13 protein-coding genes and 1 pseudogene are annotated in these 22,914 nt (G+C 38.3%); 9 read left to right on the top strand and 5 right to left on the bottom strand.

What is annotated here, in order from left to right; translation table 11 throughout:
* Positions 1 to 105: 105 nt before the first annotated feature.
* Positions 106 to 1,480 (top strand): annotated as a pseudogene (locus L654_RS01000000126090) (IS4 family transposase).
* 13 nt (positions 1,481 to 1,493) lie between these two features.
* Here the strand turns inward: L654_RS01000000126090 and L654_RS0113700 are convergent.
* From L654_RS0113700 to L654_RS0113680, 5 genes are all read right to left on the bottom strand, one after another.
* Positions 1,494 to 2,555: a CNNM domain-containing protein gene (locus L654_RS0113700; protein WP_024608225.1), complete on the bottom strand. Its 1,062-nt coding sequence runs from the start codon at positions 2,553 to 2,555 to the stop codon at positions 1,494 to 1,496.
* Between the two features lie 232 nt (positions 2,556 to 2,787).
* Positions 2,788 to 4,140, bottom strand: a complete 1,353-nt coding sequence (locus L654_RS0113695; protein WP_007584828.1) for a magnesium transporter — start codon at positions 4,138 to 4,140, stop codon at positions 2,788 to 2,790.
* A 313-nt stretch (positions 4,141 to 4,453) separates the two neighbouring features.
* Positions 4,454 to 5,203, bottom strand: a complete 750-nt coding sequence (locus tag L654_RS0113690) for a hypothetical protein (RefSeq protein WP_007584826.1) — start codon at positions 5,201 to 5,203, stop codon at positions 4,454 to 4,456.
* Between the two features lie 117 nt (positions 5,204 to 5,320).
* Positions 5,321 to 5,854, bottom strand: coding sequence for a MarR family transcriptional regulator (locus L654_RS0113685; protein WP_225305754.1), 534 nt, complete (start codon positions 5,852 to 5,854; stop codon positions 5,321 to 5,323).
* Between the two features lie 120 nt (positions 5,855 to 5,974).
* Positions 5,975 to 7,642 (bottom strand): methyl-accepting chemotaxis protein, encoded by a 1,668-nt coding sequence (locus L654_RS0113680; protein WP_024608223.1) that lies wholly within the window; start codon positions 7,640 to 7,642, stop codon positions 5,975 to 5,977.
* 523 nt (positions 7,643 to 8,165) lie between these two features.
* Here L654_RS0113680 and L654_RS0113675 point away from each other — a divergent pair.
* The 8 genes from L654_RS0113675 (at position 8,166) to pelG (ending at position 22,836) form a co-directional block, all read left to right on the top strand.
* Positions 8,166 to 10,871: an endo alpha-1,4 polygalactosaminidase gene (locus L654_RS0113675; RefSeq protein ID WP_024608222.1), complete on the top strand. Its 2,706-nt coding sequence runs from the start codon at positions 8,166 to 8,168 to the stop codon at positions 10,869 to 10,871.
* 308 nt (positions 10,872 to 11,179) lie between these two features.
* On the top strand, positions 11,180 to 13,888 hold the full coding sequence (locus tag L654_RS0113670; RefSeq protein WP_024608221.1) for an endo alpha-1,4 polygalactosaminidase: 2,709 nt from the start codon (positions 11,180 to 11,182) through the stop codon (positions 13,886 to 13,888).
* Positions 13,888 to 17,169: a tetratricopeptide repeat protein gene (locus tag L654_RS0113665; RefSeq protein ID WP_024608220.1), complete on the top strand. Its 3,282-nt coding sequence runs from the start codon at positions 13,888 to 13,890 to the stop codon at positions 17,167 to 17,169. The genes L654_RS0113670 and L654_RS0113665 overlap by 1 nt, the downstream gene beginning before the upstream one ends.
* Positions 17,170 to 17,183: 14 nt before the next feature.
* The gene (locus L654_RS0113660; RefSeq protein WP_007584808.1) at positions 17,184 to 17,699 is read left to right on the top strand and encodes a hypothetical protein; all 516 of its coding nucleotides are present in this window, start codon (positions 17,184 to 17,186) and stop codon (positions 17,697 to 17,699) included.
* A complete protein-coding gene (locus tag L654_RS0113655; protein WP_007584806.1) occupies positions 17,696 to 18,994 on the top strand; it encodes a PelD GGDEF domain-containing protein in 1,299 nt (432 codons plus the stop codon). The genes L654_RS0113660 and L654_RS0113655 overlap by 4 nt, the downstream gene beginning before the upstream one ends.
* A complete protein-coding gene (locus L654_RS0113650; protein ID WP_024608219.1) occupies positions 18,991 to 19,974 on the top strand; it encodes a hypothetical protein in 984 nt (327 codons plus the stop codon). The genes L654_RS0113655 and L654_RS0113650 overlap by 4 nt, the downstream gene beginning before the upstream one ends.
* On the top strand, positions 19,967 to 21,484 hold the full coding sequence (gene pelF, locus L654_RS0113645; protein WP_024608218.1) for a GT4 family glycosyltransferase PelF: 1,518 nt from the start codon (positions 19,967 to 19,969) through the stop codon (positions 21,482 to 21,484). The genes L654_RS0113650 and pelF overlap by 8 nt, the downstream gene beginning before the upstream one ends.
* Positions 21,472 to 22,836: an exopolysaccharide Pel transporter PelG gene (pelG, locus tag L654_RS0113640; RefSeq protein ID WP_024608217.1), complete on the top strand. Its 1,365-nt coding sequence runs from the start codon at positions 21,472 to 21,474 to the stop codon at positions 22,834 to 22,836. Before pelF ends, pelG begins: the two co-directional genes overlap by 13 nt.
* The last annotated feature ends 78 nt before the right edge of the window (positions 22,837 to 22,914 follow it).

Raw genomic sequence — 22,914 nt, 5'->3', positions numbered from 1 at the left:
AGCTGTCTCTTATACACAAATCCCTGCTAAGAAATTAGCGGGGATTTTTTTGAACTAAATCTCAATGTCATGATCAGATCTTCAAATCTTGTTTGAGGGCACATTATGATTAACGAACATACTCATTGGGCAAAACAACAATTCGGTAAATCGGACTTAGGTGATCCAAGAAGAACAGCGCGTCTGGTAAAGTTAGCATCAACGCTTGCAAATGAACCAGGAAAACCACTTGTGAACATCACTCAATCCCCCGCCNGATATGGAAGGTGCCTACCGCTTTATTCGCAACGAGAATATTGACGCAACGGCTATAGCAGAGTCAGGCTTTAAAGCCACGGTTGAACAAGCAAAAAGTCATAACTTATTGCTCGCATTAGAAGACACGACCACACTAATTTATAAACATTCCTCCATTCGAGATGATTTGGGTCATGTCGGACGAGGAGCAAAACAACGAGGCTTGTTAGCTCATAGCGTATTACTGTTTGCGCCAGACACAAAGCAAGTTGTGGGATTAATTGAACAGTCTCGCTGGAGTCGTGATATCAACACGATTGGAAAAAGAGAAAAACACGCGACGACTTCTTACGAAGAAAAAGAAAGTTACAAGTGGGAGTCAGCGTCACGAGCGATGGCAGAGCGGCTGCAAGGACAAATGGCGAACGTGATATCGGTGTGTGACCGCGAAGCGGACATCTACGAATACTTGCAGTATAAACTGACCGAGCAGCAACGATTCGTCGTACGCTCGATGCAAAGTCGTCATATTGAAGAAGGTGAGGATAAGCTCTATGCGTTCGCAAGCGAGCTGATGAGTGCAGGCACCAAACACATCCACATTGCACAAAAAGGAGGAAGAAAAGCCCGAAGCGCAACACTGGATATCACCTATGCGCCAGTGACACTCAAAGCGCCTTACAATAAGAAAGGACGCTCCCTACCAGTTTACTATGTCGGCTGTGCAGAGCGAGGAAACGCTGAGAACGGCTTAAGCTGGCACCTATTAACCAGTGAACCAGTCACCAGCAAAGAAGACGCCTTAGCTATCATCACCTACTATGAGCACCGTTGGCTTGTAGAGGAATACCATAAAGTCTGGAAAAGTGATGGCACGGATATCGAAAGTTTACGCCTTCAAAGCCAAGATAACATGGAAAGATTGGTGACGATTAATGGCTTTATTGCGACGCGAATATTGCAACTAAAGTTCACCAATGAGCAGCCTGATTCTCCAAGTTGTGAACAACTGTTATCTCCCAAAGCATGGAAGTTATTGTGGTTAAAGAGAATAAAAACACCATTGCCTGAAACTGCTCCAAATATGTCATGGGCGTATCAGGAACTGGCAAAGTTAGGAGGCTGGAAAGATACCAAGCGCACAGGGCGTGCATCTGTGAAAGTGTTATGGCAAGGATGGCTTAAGTTACAAGCCATCCTGGAAGGCTACGATTTAGCAAAATCTCTTGAGTCAGACTTGTGATCAAGAGACAGCTTTATAGCGGCTTTTTATTTTCTGTATTTTCATGCAGTTCGAGTTTTGGTGCACTCATACCTTTGAGTAACCGACCAAATATATCAGCGCCGGTAATAATGCGCTTCACATCACTCCACACTAACACCACATCGTGATCAATGGCCCCATCAAACGATTTATCTAAAGAATGACTAGCCCGTATTTTTAAAATAACTTCACTCAGGCGCATCGCCTCATCAGCAACAATAATAGGTCTGTGACAATAATGATAAGGGTCGAACGTATCTGGTTCAAACAAGGCTGAACGTAAAAAGCCGTCAGCATCTACCACTAATAAAGGCCAACCGTCTTCATTGGTAATGATCACCCAGTTATAACCTGACTTATGTAGTTTTCGTAAAAACTCATTATCAGTCGTTAATGTAAGGTCTGGGAAAATAGGCAAATCAAGCTTAGTAGGCAAAGCAATAATAGAGTCTGGATCAATTACCTCCCCCTCTTTGGTTACGCTTATTTCATCTAAGCTAAAAAAGTTAAGCGCGCCTATTCCCTCAACGTGCTGAACATCAGCCTCTTCTGCTTCTATGTGTTTGCGAATAATACCTCTGAGCTCACTTTCAGCAAAGTACGTAATCCCCTCTTTACCTAACCATGCATCGAGAATTAAAGCCGTTGGCTTAGCAACTATATAAAACAGAATCTGATAAAACTTAATTAACGGCGAAAGTAGGCTCGCCATTTTTAGCGCATTACGTGAAAAATAAGCCTGCGGTGTTATTTCACCAATAATAGTAATCGCGATAGTTGAGAATAAAAACGAACTTGCGCCCATTAATACCGAATCAGAAAGTAGTGTAAGTAGTACGTTAATACCTACGTTGCCCCACAAAATAGTCGATAATAAAAAGTTAGAGTCGTTTCGAAGGGCCATCACTTTTATGGCCGCCTCGTTCCCTTTTGCACTTTCCATTTCGAGCTGAAGCCTACTTAGTGAAAAAAACGCTAAGTTTAAGCCCGAAAATATTGCCGATTGTGAAATACACAAAGCAATTGCACACCAAATCATGACTTCAAAGGTCATTGTATTTTCCTGTTAGTAATACCAATCCGCAATAATACTTAATCAATTTGAGGGGTTAGATCTGACGCTAATTACGTTAAAAATTTCTGATATACAACTGCATGGATGCAGGAGGTAGAGCAATGCAGGAGCAATTGCCGAGAACAACTAAATAACAAAATTTTTGCCTTGTTATCGACACGATTTTTTTCCCTCAAGATAGATCACTTAATTAAGCGAATTGGTATAAGGCTTATAAAAGCAATAAACTGCCTAAACCTAAAAAGGTAACAAACCCAACAATATCGGTAACGGTAGTTAAAATTACCGAGCCAGATAACGCAGGATCAATTTTCATTTTGTCTAAAATAGACGGAATAACAACACCCGCTAGTGACGCAGCGACTAAATTCAATAATATGGCTACCGTAATCGTAATACTGAGCATTAAATCGTTAAACCATAAGAAGGTAAGCAGACCTATTACAAACGCCCATACCAAGCCATTTACAGCGCCAACACGTAGCTCTTTTTTAAGTAACGCATTGCGGTTTGAATCTGTAACCTGTCCGAGCGCTAAACCACGCACAATAACGGTTAATGTTTGACTACCTGCGATCCCGCCCATAGAAGCAACCACTGGCATTAATACAGCTAGTGCTACAACCTGTTCTATAGTTGCGCCAAATAAACCGATGAACCAGGACGCTAAAAAGGCAGTAGCTAAGTTAATACCTAACCATATACCACGGTTTTTAGCACTTTTTCGCACACTTGCGAACAGGTCTTCGTCTTCACGTAAACCACCGGCTTTAGCGGCTGCTTCATCAGCAATTTCTTGGCGTAATTCATACGCTGAGGCAATGGTTAATCGCCCAAGTAATTTGTTATCAGCATTAACCACTGGCAGTGCCATTTTTTCACTGTGGATCACCACTTCTGCTGCTTCATATAAATCATCATCAGCATGGAGCGATGAAAAGTCATGATTTGCCAATGTCATTAAGTTATCGGTGTCGCTGGCTTTTATTAAATCATTTACCGCAACCTCACCTATTAAACTACCCTTGCGGCTTACTAAATAAATAACTTCACTGTATTGCGGTAAACCTTTATGTAGCAATTTTTTAGCGCCACCGGCAGTTAGCTTCTCTGATACTTTTAAAAAGTCAAAACCTAACCAGTGACCAAGTTGTTCTGGCGGGTATTGCTGCGCTAAATCATATTGTTTGGTTTGCGCTTCATCGAGTTGCTTTTTTGCATACTCAACAAATCGCTCTGGTATAACTTCTTCAAGTTCCAGTAGTTCTTCTACATTAACTTCATCAAGAAGCTTAAAAGCCTCGGTGTCTTCTAGTGTTTGCAGTAACCACAGACAACTGTCTTCACTTAAATTAACAAAAATTTCGTGTTGCGTGTCTTCGTCAAGTAACTGCCAAATTTCAAGTCGTTGTTCTTTTGGTATCGCCTCAAAAAGTAATGACAGGTGCTCTGTAGAAAGCGTTAACTGCGCATCTGCTAATAATTTATTTTTACGTTCTGTTGTATCGCATTGCAGTAAATCATTTATGAGTTGTGGAAGTTGGTCTACCGGATACTCAATCATCTTAAAACCTTAAATTTAAAAGCGTACATTACTCACAGTTTACTTGAACAATAAAAAATTGCAGAAAAAACGTGAACTTATTAAGCATGCGCAGGCTATTTTTGCGCATTGTATGGGCAAACTAAATGCAGTACTAATATTTATTTTAAAAAATTAAAAAAACAGTAAAAGGAATTGTTTTTGAGGGATTAAACAACAAGTAAGCAAACCAAAGGGATTACTTATAATAAAAAAAATCCCATATTAGCTAGGCTAATATGGGCAAAATCACACAATGAATTAGGTGTTTTTAAATTACGGTTTGTGCTTTAAATTAAAGTCTATCAGTAATATTTCGTACTAAGTCTGAATCTACAAATTGAGTAATAAGTGCAGCGCCCCACGCATAGCCACGCTGTATTGGGTAACCTTTAAAAATCCAGCGTTTACGCACGTGATTAAAGCGCTCTAAATAGTCTTGCTTTTTTTGTGGTAGAGGTTGCTCACCCAATTTATTCCATGCTTTATATACACCTGACATGTCAGACCCTCGCATAAAGCGTTGCAACCAGCGCGGAAAACGTGAAAAGCTAATAGTGGACTGAAAATCAATAAAATAAGGTTTACCGTCTGCGCCACATAAAATGTTACCCATATTACGCAAGTCTAAATGCACGATGCCTTTACGATGCATTTTTGCTACTTGACGCTCAAGCTCGCTAAAAAAGCTTACTGGTAGCGTTTTATCTTCATGAATTAAAGCGCGCAGTGGCGTGCCTTCAATATAGTTATAAGCAACCGCTATCGGCGACAATCTACAAAAGCGGTTAGCAACTGCATCAAGCTCTGCTAAACGGCTCAACCCTTTATACTCTTGATTTACCGATAGTCGCGCAAATGTTTTGCGGATAAATAACGGGCTTTGGCTAAAATCTTTAACAATTAAATCAAATTCATTATCTTTATATCGATACACAATCGCGTTAGCAAAACGTCCCTTATGGACAACACTTAAGTGATGTTGCATAAAAGTATGTTCTGGATATTGCTGCTGTAATTGTACTAACAAATTATTTTCAATCATAACAAACCTAACAAGATGATAACTTTAATTGCCTAGGCAACTATATTATCAAAGTTAGATTCTACGCACAATCAGATCAACTAATTAGCACGCTAACTTTCTGTTGAAACAGTATCGCTATTTTATTGATAATCTATTTGTGGGGGGAATTTCGGGTAATGTATCTAGATTATTTATAGCTTTAAATAATAAGTCTATTATTTGATTTTTTTCTGGCTCTGAAAAACCATTTAATGCTTGAGCATAGACTTCGTTTACTACAGGCATTATTTCTGGACAAAGAGCTTTACCTTTTTCACTTAAACACAAAATAGTTGAGCGCTTATCAAGCTCACATTGCGTTTTAATAATGAGTCCTTTTTCTTCAAGTCGGTTTAGTAAGCGGCTCATAGCGCCACGATCATAAACCATATACTCGCAAAGTCCTGCAAGCGTATTAACCGACTCTCTCGCAAGTAGTACAACCACAATATATTGCGCTGAAGTTAAGTCCATAGGAAGTAACTTGGCATCAACATGAATGGCTAATCTCGAGCGTAAAAAAGACACTAAACGCCCCAAGTCTTGCTCTGGCGCTAACTCTTCTCGAGTACAACGTTTAATTGATGGCATGTTTTGCATGGCTATTCCACTGTATAGGTATATTTGCATGCTGATAGACCTTAACACATACAAAAAATTCAATAATTTTTATAAAAACTAAGCAGCTAAAACTAAGCCACAAAAATAAAGCCGCTATTAGCGGCTTTTACTGTAAAGCTTTAAACTTTGTTAAATTTTAAACTGGCCAACAAGCTGGCCTAAGTTTTCACCACGCGCAGCTAAATGCTGGCCTACCGAAGAGGTAGTTTTGCTTGAAATAGTTAGTTCATTAACGATTTCTTGAATGGCAAATACATTACGGTTTATTTCTTCTGTAACGCTACTTTGCTCCAGCGCCGCTGTCGCAATTTGCGTACTCATGTCGTTAATTGATCTAACTGAGGTTGTTACCGCACCTAAACTTTCTGAAATAGCACGAGACGATTCTACTGAGCGATTACAACTATTCTGACTCGCTTGCATTGCGGCTACANCATCCGATACTAAATTATGTAGCTCACTCAACATTTCACTAATCTCTAATGTGCTAACTTGAGTACGACTTGCTAAGCTTCTTACCTCATCAGCAACAACAGCAAACCCTCGCCCTTGCTCACCTGCTCGTGCAGCTTCTATTGCAGCATTAAGTGCAAGTAAATTTGTTTGCTCGGCAATTCCACCAATTACGCTTAGTACACTATTAATCTTTTTAGATTGATCACTGAGTGAATCAACTTGTTCTGCGGCTAGGTTTATCTCGCCCATTAGGTTAGACACCTCACTGAGTGAAATATCAACACACTCTTGAGCTTTAGCAACTTCTTGCGTTGCCGCTTGGGTTGACTCTGCCACTTGATTCGTATTTTGAGCCACCTCATGAGAAGTAGCCGACATTTCGGTAATAGCCGTCGCAACAAGGTCTGTTTCATGATTGTGATTAAGTAGCTTGTCTTCAATTAATCGTGTTTGTGTATTTATATCACTAGAGGCTGTTTTTACATCGTGTGTTACATCAACCACATTGGCAATAATGCCATGTAGCTTACTTACAAACATATTAAATGCTTCGCCAAGTTGGCCTATTTCATCGTTAGTATCAATATCTAAACGTTTGGTTAAATCGCCTTCACCTTTAGCAATGTCGTCAAGGCTTTGCGCCATGCGCTGTATTGGTTTTACCATTGTATTTGCGGCAACTAACGCACATATAATAGTTAACACAACCCAAAATAAAGCAATTAGCAATAAGGTCATTACCTTATCATTCATGTGCTCTTGCATTGCTGTTTGATATTTAAGTAGTTCTGCGTCTATATCATCCATATATGCGCCAGTACCAATCATCCAGTTTGTACCTGGGATCATTGCTGCATAGCCCATTTTTTCAACTAAGCCTGTGGTATTTGGTTTTTGAAAATGATAGTTAAAAGCGCCACCGCCTTTTCTAGCTTGATCTAGTAAGCCCACTATTATTTTTTTACCGTTAGGGTCAGTCATCCCTATTTTGTTTTGCCCTTCAATAGCATCACCTAATAATGCATGAAAAACACTAACGCCATTTGTGTCGTATATAAAAAAGTAACCACCTTGACCAAATGTTAAATCTCTTAAAGCGTTTTTAGCATCTTGCTCAGAGCCATTTGCTATTTGATAGCGAACAATTTTACTGGCAATTTCCACCTCGGTGCTTAGCAACGTTTGTTTGTCACTTATTAGTTTAGTTTGAAATGCTTCAAAATTTTGTTGCTGATTTTTATTCTCTAAATAATAAGAACTCAGCATCAAGCTAATCAAAAGTAGCATTAAGGGCAATATAGCTAATAACAACAGTTTGTTTTTCAAGCTTAAATTACTCATTTGTTCTCCGGGTAAATAAAGGCGTATATGCAGCAACAACTAAAATCTAGCAAAACCAATATAGTTTGCAGTTTTACTTATTTGCCCAAAAATAACTTCGCTCATTTATATCGCTTTTAACTCATATAAGAAAAGCATAAATAAAATCAGTAGGACCAAGTTTTAAGAGGTCAGCTTAGCCATATTATAGTCCCAACCAGGGTTTTTAGACACCAATAACGCAGAGACCTTAGTCTTAATCAAAAAATAATTTATCCAACATTTGTCCGTTATTTAAAACACTATTGATAGAATAGTATTCATGTAGATTTACTGCCTGTATTTTAGGTTAATTAGTTTTACTTGTAGCAAGTTAGATCATTTAGCAAGTGAGTATAAATATTGACCTCAAGGTTAAATCAACAAGTAGAAATTAATTTTTCATTAACATAAAATAACCCTATCTCCCTAGGAACAAATAACCAGATAGATTAAAACATATTGTTTTGAGCCACTGTTATGAATAAATAAAAATGAATTACTAATGAAATATATTTTATACCTCGTGCTTTTAATCTCTAGTCAAGTATTTGCAAAGCCTGTAAATAATAGTGTTGCATTTTACTACTCATCCCCTATGCCTCTAGCCGAAATGACTTTTTATTCTCGCGTTGTAGTTCAGCCAGAACACGTCACTGAGCACGAACTTAATTGGTTTAAACAGCGTAATATTGCTGTTTATGCTTATTTAAGTGTGGGCGAGTCCTTTAATAAAAATAAGTCATCACTTAGTATAAACCCCAATTGGAATAGCCATATTGCCGATTTAGCATCAGCACATTGGCAACAACATATTAAAAGTAGCGCTGTGGCATTAAAAGCACGCGGCTTTAGCGGCTTATTTTTAGATACCCTAGATAGCTATCAGCTATTAGATGCTAAACACAGCAAATCAGATCAACAAGCTGGGTTAGCTACCATAATAAGCTCACTATCTGAGACTTTTGATAAGCACCTTATTCTTAACCGGGGCTTTGAGTTATTGCCTAAACTCGCTAATTTAGCCAAAGACTTAGTTGCTGAGGGGTTGTATAGCCACTTCAACCCAAACGACAATAGCTATAAACTAACTAATAAAAACGACCAAGATTGGCTAAGCGCACAATTAAAAAAAGCACAAAACTTAGGCCTCAACGTCCAAATTATTGATTATGCAAAGCCCGATGACCGACTCGCTATGGCACAAAAGATTATAAACGCAGGTTTTAATCCATGGGTGACAGATGGCCACTTGCAAACATGGGGTACATCATCAATAACACCGGTGCCAAGGCGAATATTAATCCCTTATAATAGCGATATTTCACCATTAGTTAAAAAATCCGTTCATTCAAAGCTTGCTACAATCATAGAATACTTAGGGTATATTCCTGATTATGTAGACATAGCTAAAGAAAGGTTACCTAAAATAGATCCGAGTTTACATGCCGGCATTATTTCTTGGACTACTAATAATATATTTTATAGTACTGAGATTATTAAATGGCTAGAAGAAGGTTTAGGAATAGTACCTGAACTTATATTAGGAGAATTACCTCAATCAAATAAATTACTAGTTAGTTTAGGCGTAGAAAATATAAATGTTGCGCAAGCTGGACCTTATAAAGTTGAATACTTTGCTGATTGGCTAAAAGGTGAAACTACAAAATCACCTGTAATAATCAGACCAAACTTTCTTAAATTAACCTCAGACGCCACAGCGTTAATTAGCATTACTTCAGCAAACGGCAAAACCTTAGCGCAAGGAAGTAAGACTAAACTGGGTGGCATAATAGTAGCCCCTTGGCTAATTGATAATTTACCACTGGAAGGCAGTAAATGGGTGATCGACCCTAAGAACTTGTTAAATAAAGTACTAAATTTACCCACAATATTAGCTCCTGATACAACGACTCTAAGCGGAAGGCGTATGTTAACTTTGCATATAGATGGCGATGGATTTAGTAGCGTTGCGCACTTCAAAGGTAAGCCATACAACTCAGAAGTAATTCGCGATGAGGTAATAAAAAGGTACAAATTGCCATTAACCTCCTCCATAATACAAGCAGATATAGAACCTAACGGCTTACATTCAAAACAAAGTAAAGAACTTGAGCAAGTTGCAAGAGATATATTTGAACTACCTTATGTAGAGGTTGCATCCCACACATACAGCCACCCTTACTTTTGGAAAGTACTATCAGGAATACAAAACATAGATGAAGATGACACGAAATACGGACTTAATTTAAATATTCCTGGGTATCTTTCTGTCGATTTAGAAAAAGAAATTTCAGGGTCAATTCAATACATTAATGAACGACTGACGCCAAAGAATAAAAAAACAGTATTAATTCTATGGTCCGGCGATGCAGTTCCAGGACCAAAGGCTTTAGCCATAGCAAGAAAAGCTGGCGTTCTCAACGTGAATGGTGGTAATACTTCAGTAAAAGCTGATAACCCAACACTTACAAATGTTTCGCCAATTGGTCGACCTGAAGGTGACTTGTTATACCAAATTTATGCACCCATTATTAACGAGAACGTATATACCAACTTGTGGCATGGCCCTTATTATGGTTTTAAACGCCTAATAGAAACATTTGAAATTACAGAAAAGCCATACAGATTAAAGCAATATAGTATTTACTTTCATTTTTATTCAGGTGAATTACCTGCAGGACTTGATGCACTTAAATACAACATAGACTACGTACTTGCAAGACCGAATACGCCAGTACATTTAAGCCAGTATGCAAAAATAGCTAAAGACTTTTATTTTTCAGCTCTTGCTAAAAACAGCAATAACGAATGGTTTTTTAGCTCTCAAAGCATTCGAGCATTACGTATTCCCAATGATTTTGATATCCCTAATATAGTTCAAAGCTCAGGTGTATCTGGCATCACTCAAAAAGGTGATTACATTCATATAACTGATGATCTAGCAAAGCTTAGCTTTGATCACAGCCAGAAAAACAATGTGCCTTATTTAGCTTCAGCTAATGTCTCCATGGATAATTGGCAAGTAAATGGAGCTGTCAGTTTTAAAGCATGGGTGCCTGCTAAAATTGATTTAGTTAATGGTCGTTCGTGTGAGTTTGTGTCTAATGGTGGAAAGCGCTTTAGAGGTAAATCGAATGCTGATATCACACAGTTTAGTCTGCCAAAAGGACAATTCTATGGCTACTTAAAATGTAAAATAGCTGCATGATGGTGAGCAATAAAAAACTATACTCTTATTATAGTTAATATATTGATGCACTCTTTTATCGTTTTTCTAAGTATAGGTTTATAGGTTGATCTTAATAACTCGAGTGGCAAACCAATAAGTTTTACTGCTGTGAGTTAATCAAACCTACATGTAAATTTAACCTATTGAGTATAAGGTTGAATTTACATGTAGAGATCAATCTTTCATTAACATATAATAGTCCTATATTCCTAATACTAAACAATTAGCATTAAATCGGAACACATCACTTTGAGTCACAGTTATAATCTAATAAAAATGAATTATTAATGAAGTATATTTTATACCTTGCACTTTTAGTGTCGGCTCACGCATTCGCAAAACCTGTAAATAATAGTATAGCTTTTTACTACTCATCCCCTATGCCTCTAGCCGAAATGACCTTTTATTCTCGCGTTGTAGTCCAGCCTGACCTTGTGACTGAGCACGAACTCAATTGGTTTAAACAGCGTAACATAGCTGTTTATGCTTATTTAAGTGTTGGTGAGTCGTTCATTGAAAGTGAGTCTTCACTCGCAGTTAACCCTAACTGGAATAGTCACATTGCCGATTTAACATCTACGCATTGGCAACAACATGTGCAAAATAACGCAGCTACTTTAAAAGCACGTGGCTTTAGCGGCTTATTTTTAGATACCCTTGATAGCTATCAGCTATTAGATGCTACACACAGTAAACCCGATCAACAAGCTGGGTTAGTCACCATAATAAGCTCACTATCTGAGACTTTTGATAAGCACCTTATTCTTAACCGGGGCTTTGAGTTATTACCTAAACTCGCTAATTTAGCCAAAGACTTAGTTGCTGAGGGTTTGTATAGCCACTTTAATCCGACCGATAATAGCTATAAACTGACCAACAAAAACGACCAAGATTGGCTAAGCGCACAATTAAAAACAGCACAAGACTTAGGCCTCAACGTCCAAGTTATTGATTATGCACAGCCTGACAACCGTCTTGCTATGGCGCAAAAAATAAAACAGGCAGGTTTTACTCCTTGGGTAACTGATGGGCACTTACAAACATGGGGAACATCATCAATTACACCGGTGCCTAGGCGCATCCTAATTCCGTACAACAGTAACGTAAAGCCACTCATTTACACTACCGTACATTTAAAGCTTGCGACCATGATTGAGTATTTGGGGTATATACCTGATTACATAGATATGGCAAAGCGCGATTTACCTTTAGTTGATCCTAGCTTACATGCTGGTATTATTTCGTGGACCTCAAGCGACGCATTTTACACACCAACACTTAATAATTGGCTTGAAGCTAATTTAGGTGTGGTGCCAGAGCTTATTTTAGGCGAGTTACCACAATCAACTAAATTATTATTAAGCTTGGGTATTGAGTCGTTAAACACACTGCCTGAAGGTCCATATAAACAAGATAGCTTTGCACCTTGGCTCAAAGGAGAATCCACAACACCTCCCCCTATTGTTAAACCATACTTACTCAAATTAGCAACTGATGCGACTCCTTTAATTACAATAAAATCATCGGATGACACAATAGTTATACAAGCTGCTAAAACTAAATATGGTGCAGTAGTAGTTGCTCCTTGGCTAATTGATGCATTTCCGATGGAAGGCAGCAAATGGGTTATTGATCCGCGTACACTACTAACTCAGGCTATGGGACTACCACCTATATTAGTGCCAGATACAACCACCGAAAGTGGCAGGCGAATGCTTACGCTGCATATCGATGGAGATGGATTTACAAGTGTTGCCCACTACGCAGGTAAGCCTTATTCAGCAGAAGTAATTCGAGATGAAATAATTAAACACTACAAACTGCCTTTAACGTCATCTGTGATCCAAGCTGATATTGAAGAAGGCGGTATTCATTCTAAACAAAGTACCAAACTCGAAGGCATTGCGCGTAGTATTTTTAACCTGCCTTACGTAGAAGTTGCTTCACACACTTATAGTCATCCCTATTTTTGGACAGCACTATCTGGGCGAAAAAAAATAGATGAAGACGACACAGATTACGGTTTTCATCTAGACGTGCCTGGCTACAACACAATTAGCCTTAAAAAAGAAATTACAGACTCGATAAAGTACATTGATGAAAAACTCACACCTAAAAATAAAAAAACAGTAATGATGCTATGGTCTGGTGATGCAACACCTGGCCCAAAAGCACTTGAACTTGCTCGTGACGCTGGCGTATTAAATGTCAATGGCGGTAATACTGATGTAAATGCTGATAACCCAAGCCTTTCTCACATCTCCCCTATCGGTCGCCCTGAAAGAGATTTGCTGTATCAAATTTACGCCCCCATATTAAATGAAAATGTTTACACAAACTTATGGCATGGCCCTTATTACGGCTTTAGACGCTTAACCGAAACATTCGAAATAACAGAAAAGCCATATAGGTTAAAACCTTACACTATTTATTATCACTTTTATTCAGGTGAAGTTCTTGCGGGCTTAGACGCTCTTAAACACAACATTGATTATGTTTTAGCAAGGCCAAATACACCGGTGCATTTAAGCCACTATGCAAAAGTAGCAAAAGATTTTTACTTTTCTGCACTTGCTAAAAACAGTAATAATGAATGGTTATTTAGCTCAAAGTACATTCGTACTCTGCGCATACCTAGCGATTTTGATGTGCCAAACATAGCTCAAAGTGAAGGAGTATCTGGTGTAACTGAAAAAGGTGACTACATACATATTATAAATAACATAGCTCGCCTTAGCTTTGATCATAGCCAAAATAGTAAAAAACCTTATTTAGCATCTGCAAATGTTGTTATTAATAACTGGCAAGTTAACGGACCGGTTAGTTTTAAAGCATGGGTGCCCGCTTCACTTGATTTAATTAATGCACGTTCTTGCGAATTTGTATCTAATTTGGGTGAGCGCTTCAAAGGTATTAATCGGGGTAAATTAACACATTTTAAAATACCTACAGGTGACTTTTATGGTTACCTTAACTGCAACGGATCTGCTCTATAATGAATACTAAAAAGCGCCCTCAGTTAATTTCTATAAAAACAATATTAGCGATACTAGCTGTAAGTTGTTTTGCACTTTATGCGTTATTTCCCCATACCTTATTTTTTGAAGATGATGCACTTTCACAAGATTATACCTTTGAAAAATCGTACCTTAATGCAGCGCTCAATACAGAGCCCGACAACGAAAAGCTTCGCGCTAAATTGGTTGAGCTACATATAGGGCTTAGTGAGTATTCACAAGCCACTAACGAGCTTGAAAAGCTACCTAGGGGCGAGCGCAAAGCAACACTTGAAATAAAGTTGCTTTACTCATTATGGCTAGCAAGTGGTGCTAAAGTTGACGACCGCTTTGAAGAGCTATCTTTAAAAATAGGAGCTCATAAAAATTGGAACGAACAAATACTGACAATTGCAAAAGCCGTTGGGTTAAACGCAAAAGTTGCTCAGTATTATCAAAAAAATAATCAGCCACTCCTTGCAGCCGATTACTGGTTAAGCGCAGGGGAACCTGACAAAGCATTCGCTATTTATAAAACAAATATAAATGCTGACATTGCAGCTAAAGCGATTGAAACTGCACTTGGCGCAAATAATCCGATTCAAGCTTATGCATGGTGGAACACCTACGGTGACAAAGCCGATGTTAAACGCACCCTTTATTTAGCAAACTTGGCTGGCAACACAGAAGATGCAGCTCAAGCTATTGAAAGCTTATTAAAGACCGATCCAAATAACAGCGAGTACTTAACACAAGCAATGCACCTGCGTTTAGCAAATGGAAATGCAAAAGGGGCTGAGCAATTACTTGCAAAGCTATTACTACAAAGCCCAGATGACAAAGAGCTACATTTATTAAATTGGAAGATAAAGCGCTGGCAAAACAAGCCTAAAGAGGCACTCCGAGAGTTTAAATGGCTAATGTCTAACAAAGCCGTAACCCCTGCGATGCTTACCAATAGTATTAACGATGCCACCGCTTTATATTTATACCAAGATGCTAATGATATATACGAATATAAAGCCCAAAATAGAAATCTAAAAGGAAATGGCTTTGCTAATTGGATGCAAGCTAACGAATTTATTGGTAACACAAAGCAAGAGTTAAATAATATTGAACGCTTTGAGCAAATAAATGGTAAAAGTGCGTTATCACAATATTGGAAAGCAAAAGTACTTCACGATACTGGTAATTTAAAAGCATTAAGAGCTTTGTGGCCTACATATAAAGGGCCTAAAAATGAAGAAGATTTACTTTGGATTGCCCGCGCATTTTGGCTAGAAGATGACTTTTCTACAGCTCTGCAAGTACTAAAAAACAAACATGAAAGTTCTGACGATGAGTTTTGGAGTGCCAATGTAGACATGGCAATGCGAGTCCAAGACAAAGCTCATGAGCTATATGCATTAGAGCAGTTACAACAAATAAGCCCTTTAAGCGTAGGCGACATGCTGCACTACCAACAATTACGCTTTGAAGGTCGGCCTCAGGAGCTTCTTGATTATTTATGGAAAAGCGAGTCGCAAACTGACCGTCAATTGATTCAAATTGCATTATTAAGTACACAAGTAAATGATGCTAAATCAGTTGCACGTATTCATGCTGAACTTGATAAGCAGCGCTACAATAAAGCCCTCTACCCTGCTTGGTTAATTCTATCAAATTGGTATCAAAACCAAAGTGATTTAAATTCAGCTTATACAACTTTAAACCGCGCCGCTAAATTAAGTGAATATGACTCTGATGTTGTGCTTGCACAAGGTTGGTTAGCGCTGCAAATGCACGACACCGTGATGATTAGCCGCATTTTAGCTCGCTATTCTCAAAGCGATCCTTCCTATGCGTGGACCCAGCTATTAGCAAGCTTATCTATTCACGAGAAGTCATATAACAGTGCTTACTTTTATTTGCGTAAATTGGCCATTGCAGATCCAAGTGACTTAACAACACTGGTTAACTTAGCCGATGTAATGAAACAACTTGGCTACTATGCAAATGCTGCTGAACTTAATCACTATTTACTGCAACACTTACCTAAAGATAAATATGCATACAGAGGCCTAATGTTCCGCTGGGCGGGCGCGATGGCTGTTCCTCATTTAATGCAATTAAACACAATGGAAGAACTTGCCCCCGACACTATTGGTGAACCTCAAACAAACTGGTGGTTAGCGCGCAGGGCTGCACAAAAATTAGAGCCATGGCAAAAGCTACAACTTTATATGACCAACGGCGAATTTAATAAAGCGAAACAGCTTATAGCTGAAGGTTCACTAAGCAAATTAGATGAGCTAAACGCCCTACTCTATTTAAAACAACCCTATGCCACCATGCAACGTTGGTACGAAGAACTCACTAGCGAACCAAATGAATCGCAATTGAGTTTACTCAGAAATGCACGCACATCCTATTTTAGAGCGCTTGAAATAAACCTATCGCCAGAGGCTGGTTTAAACAGTAGCCAGTACGATGTAAACGTTTATTTTCCTTATGCTAATGGGCAATGGAAATTAAGTTTAAGTAATCAGCAAAATCTTGATAACAACGGATTACTGTTTGCGATAGAAGATAAGATGACATTTGGTCGTTGGTATTTTGATGCAAAAATAGATTCTCACCAAGGCAGCTTAGTTAGCCGTCAAGGTTTTAGCTTGGACTCTCGTTATCAATGGGATTCGCGTACACAGGTAGGTTTAAAGCTTGAATATAATGTTGAAAACCGCCAATCAGAAGCGCTACTTAGCTATGCTCAGCTAGATAAAGCCACGGCCTATGTTAACTACAATATTGATGGTAGACAAAACGTACAGCTATCAGCAGCAGCAATGTCTTTTTCTCGAAGAAGCGATGGCAGCTCACTTATAAATGGCCAAGAATATAATGCACGTTACCAATACAGCATTTTAAAAGACCGCCCAATTTGGAACGCTTATTTTAGTGCGCAATGGCAAGACTTTGAACGTGTAAATGCATTGATAAATACAGAATCAAGACCTCTAAGAGTTGACCTTCAACCATTTAGACGTTTTGCACTAGGGACCTCATTTGCTTCAACTGGTTCTTTAGAACCTCCTTATTTAGGCGCAAGCCCTTCATGGTTATTTGATATAAGTACTGGCTATCAAACACTTAACGATACAGTAGATGTATCAGTTTCAAGTGGCGCTGGTTGGTCTGTACTGGGCGATGATTTATTTAAATTACAGCTGGGTTACCAAAGTAGTAATAAAGTGGGTAACTCAGATACACAATTACAATTAGGTTATTACGTACATTTTTAATGTTAGGAGAGAGTATGTTTCGTTTAATTATACCGTGTTTGGTATTACTATTATCAGCATGTACCACCAGCAGAGTTGCTGATGATGTAGAGCTTAGCCCTTCGAAAATTGTGGCATTAATGCCACTTGTTAATCATGCTCAAACACCGCTTGCAGGTGAGCGTGCTGAAGATATTTTAGCCAGTATTTGGCAACAAAATAAATTACCAACTCTTATACGCGCACCTCGCGTAAACACCAAAGAGCTTCCACCACTGGACGATCAATACCGTTTAGACAATGCTATGCAGTGGTTAAGCACTCAACAAGCTGACTATGTACTAACAGGCAGCATTGAAGAGTGGCGCTACAAAGCTGGGCTTGACGGCGAACCCGTTGTTGCACTTACATTATCACTTACTGAAAATGGACAAACAACGCCGATTTGGACGGGTACTATTGCTAAAAGTGGTTGGGGCCGCGATAGCATTGCAGCAACAGCACAAGATGTGATTGCCGATTTAATTTCTTATATAGAGGTTAGTGAGTGAAAACACATTTCCTTAGACCAAGAGACGTTCCTGAGCTACAAATATGGGCTGAGGTATTTATATTTACCGCGCTTGCTTTAGGGCTGCCTGTATTATTTAACGCAGAGGACCCATTTTGGACTGAGGGAGGGTTTTCGTGGCCTGTACTTGGCCCACTTTTAGTTTCTCTACGTTATGGCTTTTCAAAAGGCTTTATTAGTATTTTATGTTTGCTTGTTGGTCAACTTTTTTTACTTCAAGCAAATATTTTATCACCACAAAGCGACTTCAATATTAACGCCATGATTGGCTACATTATTGTAATTATGATCACTGGCGAATTTAGGGATGTGTGGGAACGTACTAATCAACAACAAAGTATTCAGCTTGAGTACGTAACCGATCGCCTTGAAACATTTACTCGTCAGTATCACTTAATTAATTCATCTCACGATAGAATAGAGCAAATGCTTGCTGGCCATACGTTAAGTTTGCGTGAATCGCTACAAGCAGTAAGAACCTCTATCGGGCTATTAAAAGAAAGAAGGCTTGATAGCGCAGCGCAAAAAATAATCGACCTATTCGTTGAATATGGTTTATTAGAAAGAGCGGGTTTATATAAAGTTGAAAACGACACTGTTTTAGAGCCACCACTTGCCTCTATTGGCCAAATGGGTCAAATAGCTGAAAATGATCCTCTTATATTAGCGATGATTGAAGAAAAAGAATTAGTATCAGTAAAAGACGCAAAAACTGCGTTAGGTATAAGTAAATACCATATGGCAATCCCACTTATCGACGTAAATAATACAATTTACGGCGCTATTTTAGTTGAAAGAGTACAATTTTTTGCGCTTAAAAATACCACTCTTACACTACTTGCTGTTATGGCTGGGCATATTGGCGACCTACTGCGCCATGAAATAACAAACCCAGTAATGACTTATGAAGAGTCTCCGTACTTTATTCGCCAAGTTAAACGCGCGAATAAAGAAGCAAAACGATACAACATTCCATCACAGCTGCTAAAAATAAAAGCCAATAATATTACTGATAAATCGACTCAACTTATGAGTTACTTAAGTGAAGCACGCCGTGGTTTAGACATTTATTTGTATGATAATCAAAATCAGGTATTACTGCTATTAATGCCATTAGCTGATGAACTTGAAAAAGCAGGGTTTATCGCCCGAATGAACACTTGGTGTAAAGAGCGCACTGGTAACACTTTAGCTGAGCTTGATATTGTTATTGAGCAACAACTTGCACTACCAATAAGCTCAGATGATATAAAGAGATTGGTTTCACTTTCATGATTATAATTATTGTAGCGGCTATTTTAGGGTGTATTTGTCAGTACTTTGCATTAATAGAAGTACTGGAAACACCTAATTGGTTTTTAGCTATACTATTTCATGCTATTGCTAGCATCCTTTTTGCTATTGTTAGTTATGTGTTTATACCTAAAAAATACAAAACGACTCCTTATAGCTCTTTGCTACTCATGTTTTTATTATTGTTTACATTACCAGTACTTGGAATTATTGGCGTTGTAGTAGCGATTACGTTTGCTCTTTGTAAGCCTCTCAAAAACGACGAGATAGAAATAGAAGAGCATAAGATACCTGAGCTTCCTTTTGAAGCCAGAGCAATATCAGCAAATCCGACCTATTCTATTGGCGGACTTAAAGCAATTTTGAAGCACGCTAATGAGCCAAATAAACGTTTAAGTGCTGTAATGGCAGCTCGTCACATGAGTGACTCACAAGCAATTCCTATTTTAAAGCTAGCACTTAAAGATTTAGAAGATGATATTCGACTACTCGCCTACTCAACCCTTGATGGTAAAGAAACCAAACTCAACGAAAAAATCAGTTTGTATCAGCAAGAAATAGCCGTTACGACTAAGCAGCCTAAATTGAGCCATTTACAAAAACAGCTAGCCGAACTGTATTGGGAACTAAGCTACTTAGGCTTAGCCCAAGGTGCACTGCGTAAATACGTTTTAGAAAAGGCAGAAGCACTTGCAGAGCAAAGTATTGAGCACGTAAAAACACCTGCAACCTTTATATTTTTAGGCCGTATATCTTTAGCCTTAGACAAATACGAAATAGCCCATGAGTACTTACTTAAAGCAACTGAGTTTGGTATGGCAAGGCGTCATGTTCTCCCTTATAAAGCCGAAGTTGCCTTTTGTATGAACAAGTTTGACGACTGTAAACGCTACTTAAAAGAACTCCCAGAACAACCTAAGGGCAGTGAATTACGTCATTTGCAGGAGTATTGGCATGAGTAATAAAAATGCAGACATTTTACTGCTTTTGGAAGGTACCTACCCTTACGTACGTGGTGGTGTATCTAGTTGGGTTCATCAAATAATTGAAGGGTTACCTCATTATAACTTTGAGCTTGTTTTTATAGGTGGAGCACCAGAGCATTATGGCGAGATTCAATATACTTTACCTAAAAACGTTACCAAGCTGCATGTTCATTATTTAGTGGAAAATGACACATCTGAAATAAAAGCTAAGCATGGCGTTAAATATAAAAAAGAACTCTTTGATTTCTGGCAACAACTACAAAATTATTTTAGAGATTGTAACGAGCCTATCCCGACTGAATTGTTAAAATTTGCATTTGAAACTTTGGCTAAAAAAGACGGTATTAACGAAGCCGACTTTTTATATAGTGAATCATCGTGGCAAGTGCTCACCAATTACTATTCAACTTTTTGTGATGAGTCCTCTTTTATTGACTTTTTTTGGTCATACCGCAATTTATATAAACCGCTATTTAAAATAGCCGAAATTGCACGTGGACTTCCAAAAGTTAAACTTATTCACTCCATATCTACCGGGTATGCTGGTATTTTAGGCTCTGGTGCCAGTGTTATAAGCGATACTCCTTTTTTGTTGACCGAACATGGTATTTACACCAAAGAGAGAAAAATAGATCTTATTCAAGCCAGTTGGATCAAAGAGTCAGAACAAAGCCTAGGTAAAAACTTAAATACCGAGATGGGCTTTATTCGCCGTATGTGGATCAGCTTTTTTGAGCAAATCGGCCGAACAACATATCAAGAAGCAGATAAGATCATTTCACTATACGACGGTAACAGGCAGCGCCAAATAAAAGATGGTGCAGCGCCAGAAAAAGCATTTGTTGTACCTAATGGCATTAAAACAGTGCGCTTTATTGAAGCGCTTGATCAGCGTCCAAAACAGATACCACCGGTTGTTGGATTAATTGGACGTGTAGTGCCTATAAAAGATATTAAAACCTTTATACGTGCGATTAAAGAAGCGCAATCGATATTACCAGAGGTCGAAGGCTGGATCATCGGCCCTTATGAAGAAGATCCGCAATATTACAAAGAGTGTGAACTACTTGTAGGCAGCCTTGATTTACAAAACAGTGTTAAGTTTTTAGGTATGCAAGATATTACCAAAATTTTGCCTCAGCTCGGAATTGTTGCTTTAACCTCGATTTCCGAAGCGCAGCCTTTAGTACTTTTAGAAGCAATGGCGGCCGGTGTGCCTGTACTTGCTAGTGATGTTGGCTCGTGCCGCGAAATAATCGAAGGCGGAACCGATGAAGATAAAGCATTAGGTAAAGCCGGTGAAGTTGTCTCAATTGCTTCACCTAGCGAAACAGCACAACAAATATCAAACATGCTAACAAATGAGCAAGCTTGGCTTGAGTATCAAAAAAGTGGTTTAGACCGCGTACAAAAATTTTATGACGAGAGCCACATGTTTGCCCGTTACGATAAACTTTATAAGGATACAATGGCATGGCCGGAATAGGTTTTGAGATACGAAAAATTCTCAAAAAAAATACCCTGCTCTCAGTTTTTGAAGCATACGGCTACGCAGGTTTAATAGGCTCAGGGCCTTGGCTGCTCTCTATTGTAGCGTTAATGCTAATTGGTATTTTAAGTTTAGGAATTGTATTACCTAAAGTACTTATTATTCAATTTTTAACGCTTGTTACCTACATGATGGCAGCCTCACTTATTTTAACGGGTGGCTTACAGTTATTACTAACTCGGTTTATTGCCGATTTGTTTTTTCAAAAAGAAGAGGCAAAAGTACTCCCTAATTTACTTGGTGCGCAACTTATAACAACAATAGCCGCATTATTGGTGGGCTTGGCTGTATGGCCTATGCTCCCTATACCCGTTGTTACTAAGATTATAATTTTAGGTGCCTTTGTAAGCTTATGTAATCAGTGGCTTGGCGCTATTTTTCTATCGGGTATGAAAGAATACCGGTTAATTTTAATTACCATGCTAAGTGGTTACGCCTTTATGGTATTGCTTGCATATTTATTAAGAGACTGGCAGTTAGACGGTTTGTTTTTTGCGTTTTTTGCAGGCGAAGCACTGCTCTTTTTTAGCTTTTTATTTATGATTATTCGCCGCTACCCGGGTGAAAAACTTATAAGTTTTGACTTTTTAAGCAATAAAAAAGTGTATTACAGCCTATTCTTTTGTGGTCTGTTTTATAACATTGGTGTATGGGCTGATAAAATTATTTTTTGGTATTCTCCAAGCACATCAATTCAAATTATTGGCACATTAAGAGCCAGCCCAATTTACGACTTACCTATATTTTTGGCTTATTTGTCTATTATTCCCGGTATGGCAGTATTTTTAGTAAAAATGGAAACCGACTTTGTAGAAGAGTACGACCGTTTTTACACCGCTATTCGTGGTGGCTCATCTCTTGAAGAGATCTACATATTAAAAGACAGTATGATCCAAACTGCGCGTGCCGGTTTATACGATATATTTAAAATTCAGGGTATTACCGTTGCCTGCTTATTATTATGGGGTGAGCAGATACTTACCTTTATTGGCATTGATCCAAACTATAAAACGCTTTTATTTATTGATGTAGTAGGTGTAGGCGTACAAGTTATATTTTTATCTATTTTAAATATTTTGTTTTATTTAGATAAACGCTCAACCGTGCTATTTTTAGCGGGGTTATTTTTGGTAATAAACGTTGTTTTAACTTTGCTATCAATCGCTTTTGGGCCACAGTTTTATGGCTATGGCTTTGCACTATCAACTATTATTACCTCAGTAGTAGGGTTATTTTGGCTTTCAAAACAATTTGAAGATTTAGAATACGAAACGTTTATGCTGCAATAATATATTATACTTAATAAGAGCGAGGATAGACTAAATCAGTACAAGCACTTACAGCTTAAACATAATATTGAAAAGGAA

Origin of the sequence: Pseudoalteromonas sp. TAB23 (assembly GCF_000498075.1) — a bacterium.
Taxonomy (GTDB): Bacteria; Pseudomonadota; Gammaproteobacteria; order Enterobacterales; family Alteromonadaceae; genus Pseudoalteromonas; species Pseudoalteromonas arctica.
The sequence above is the reverse complement of the archived record's forward strand: the minus strand, read 5'-3'. Positions and strand labels throughout refer to the sequence as shown.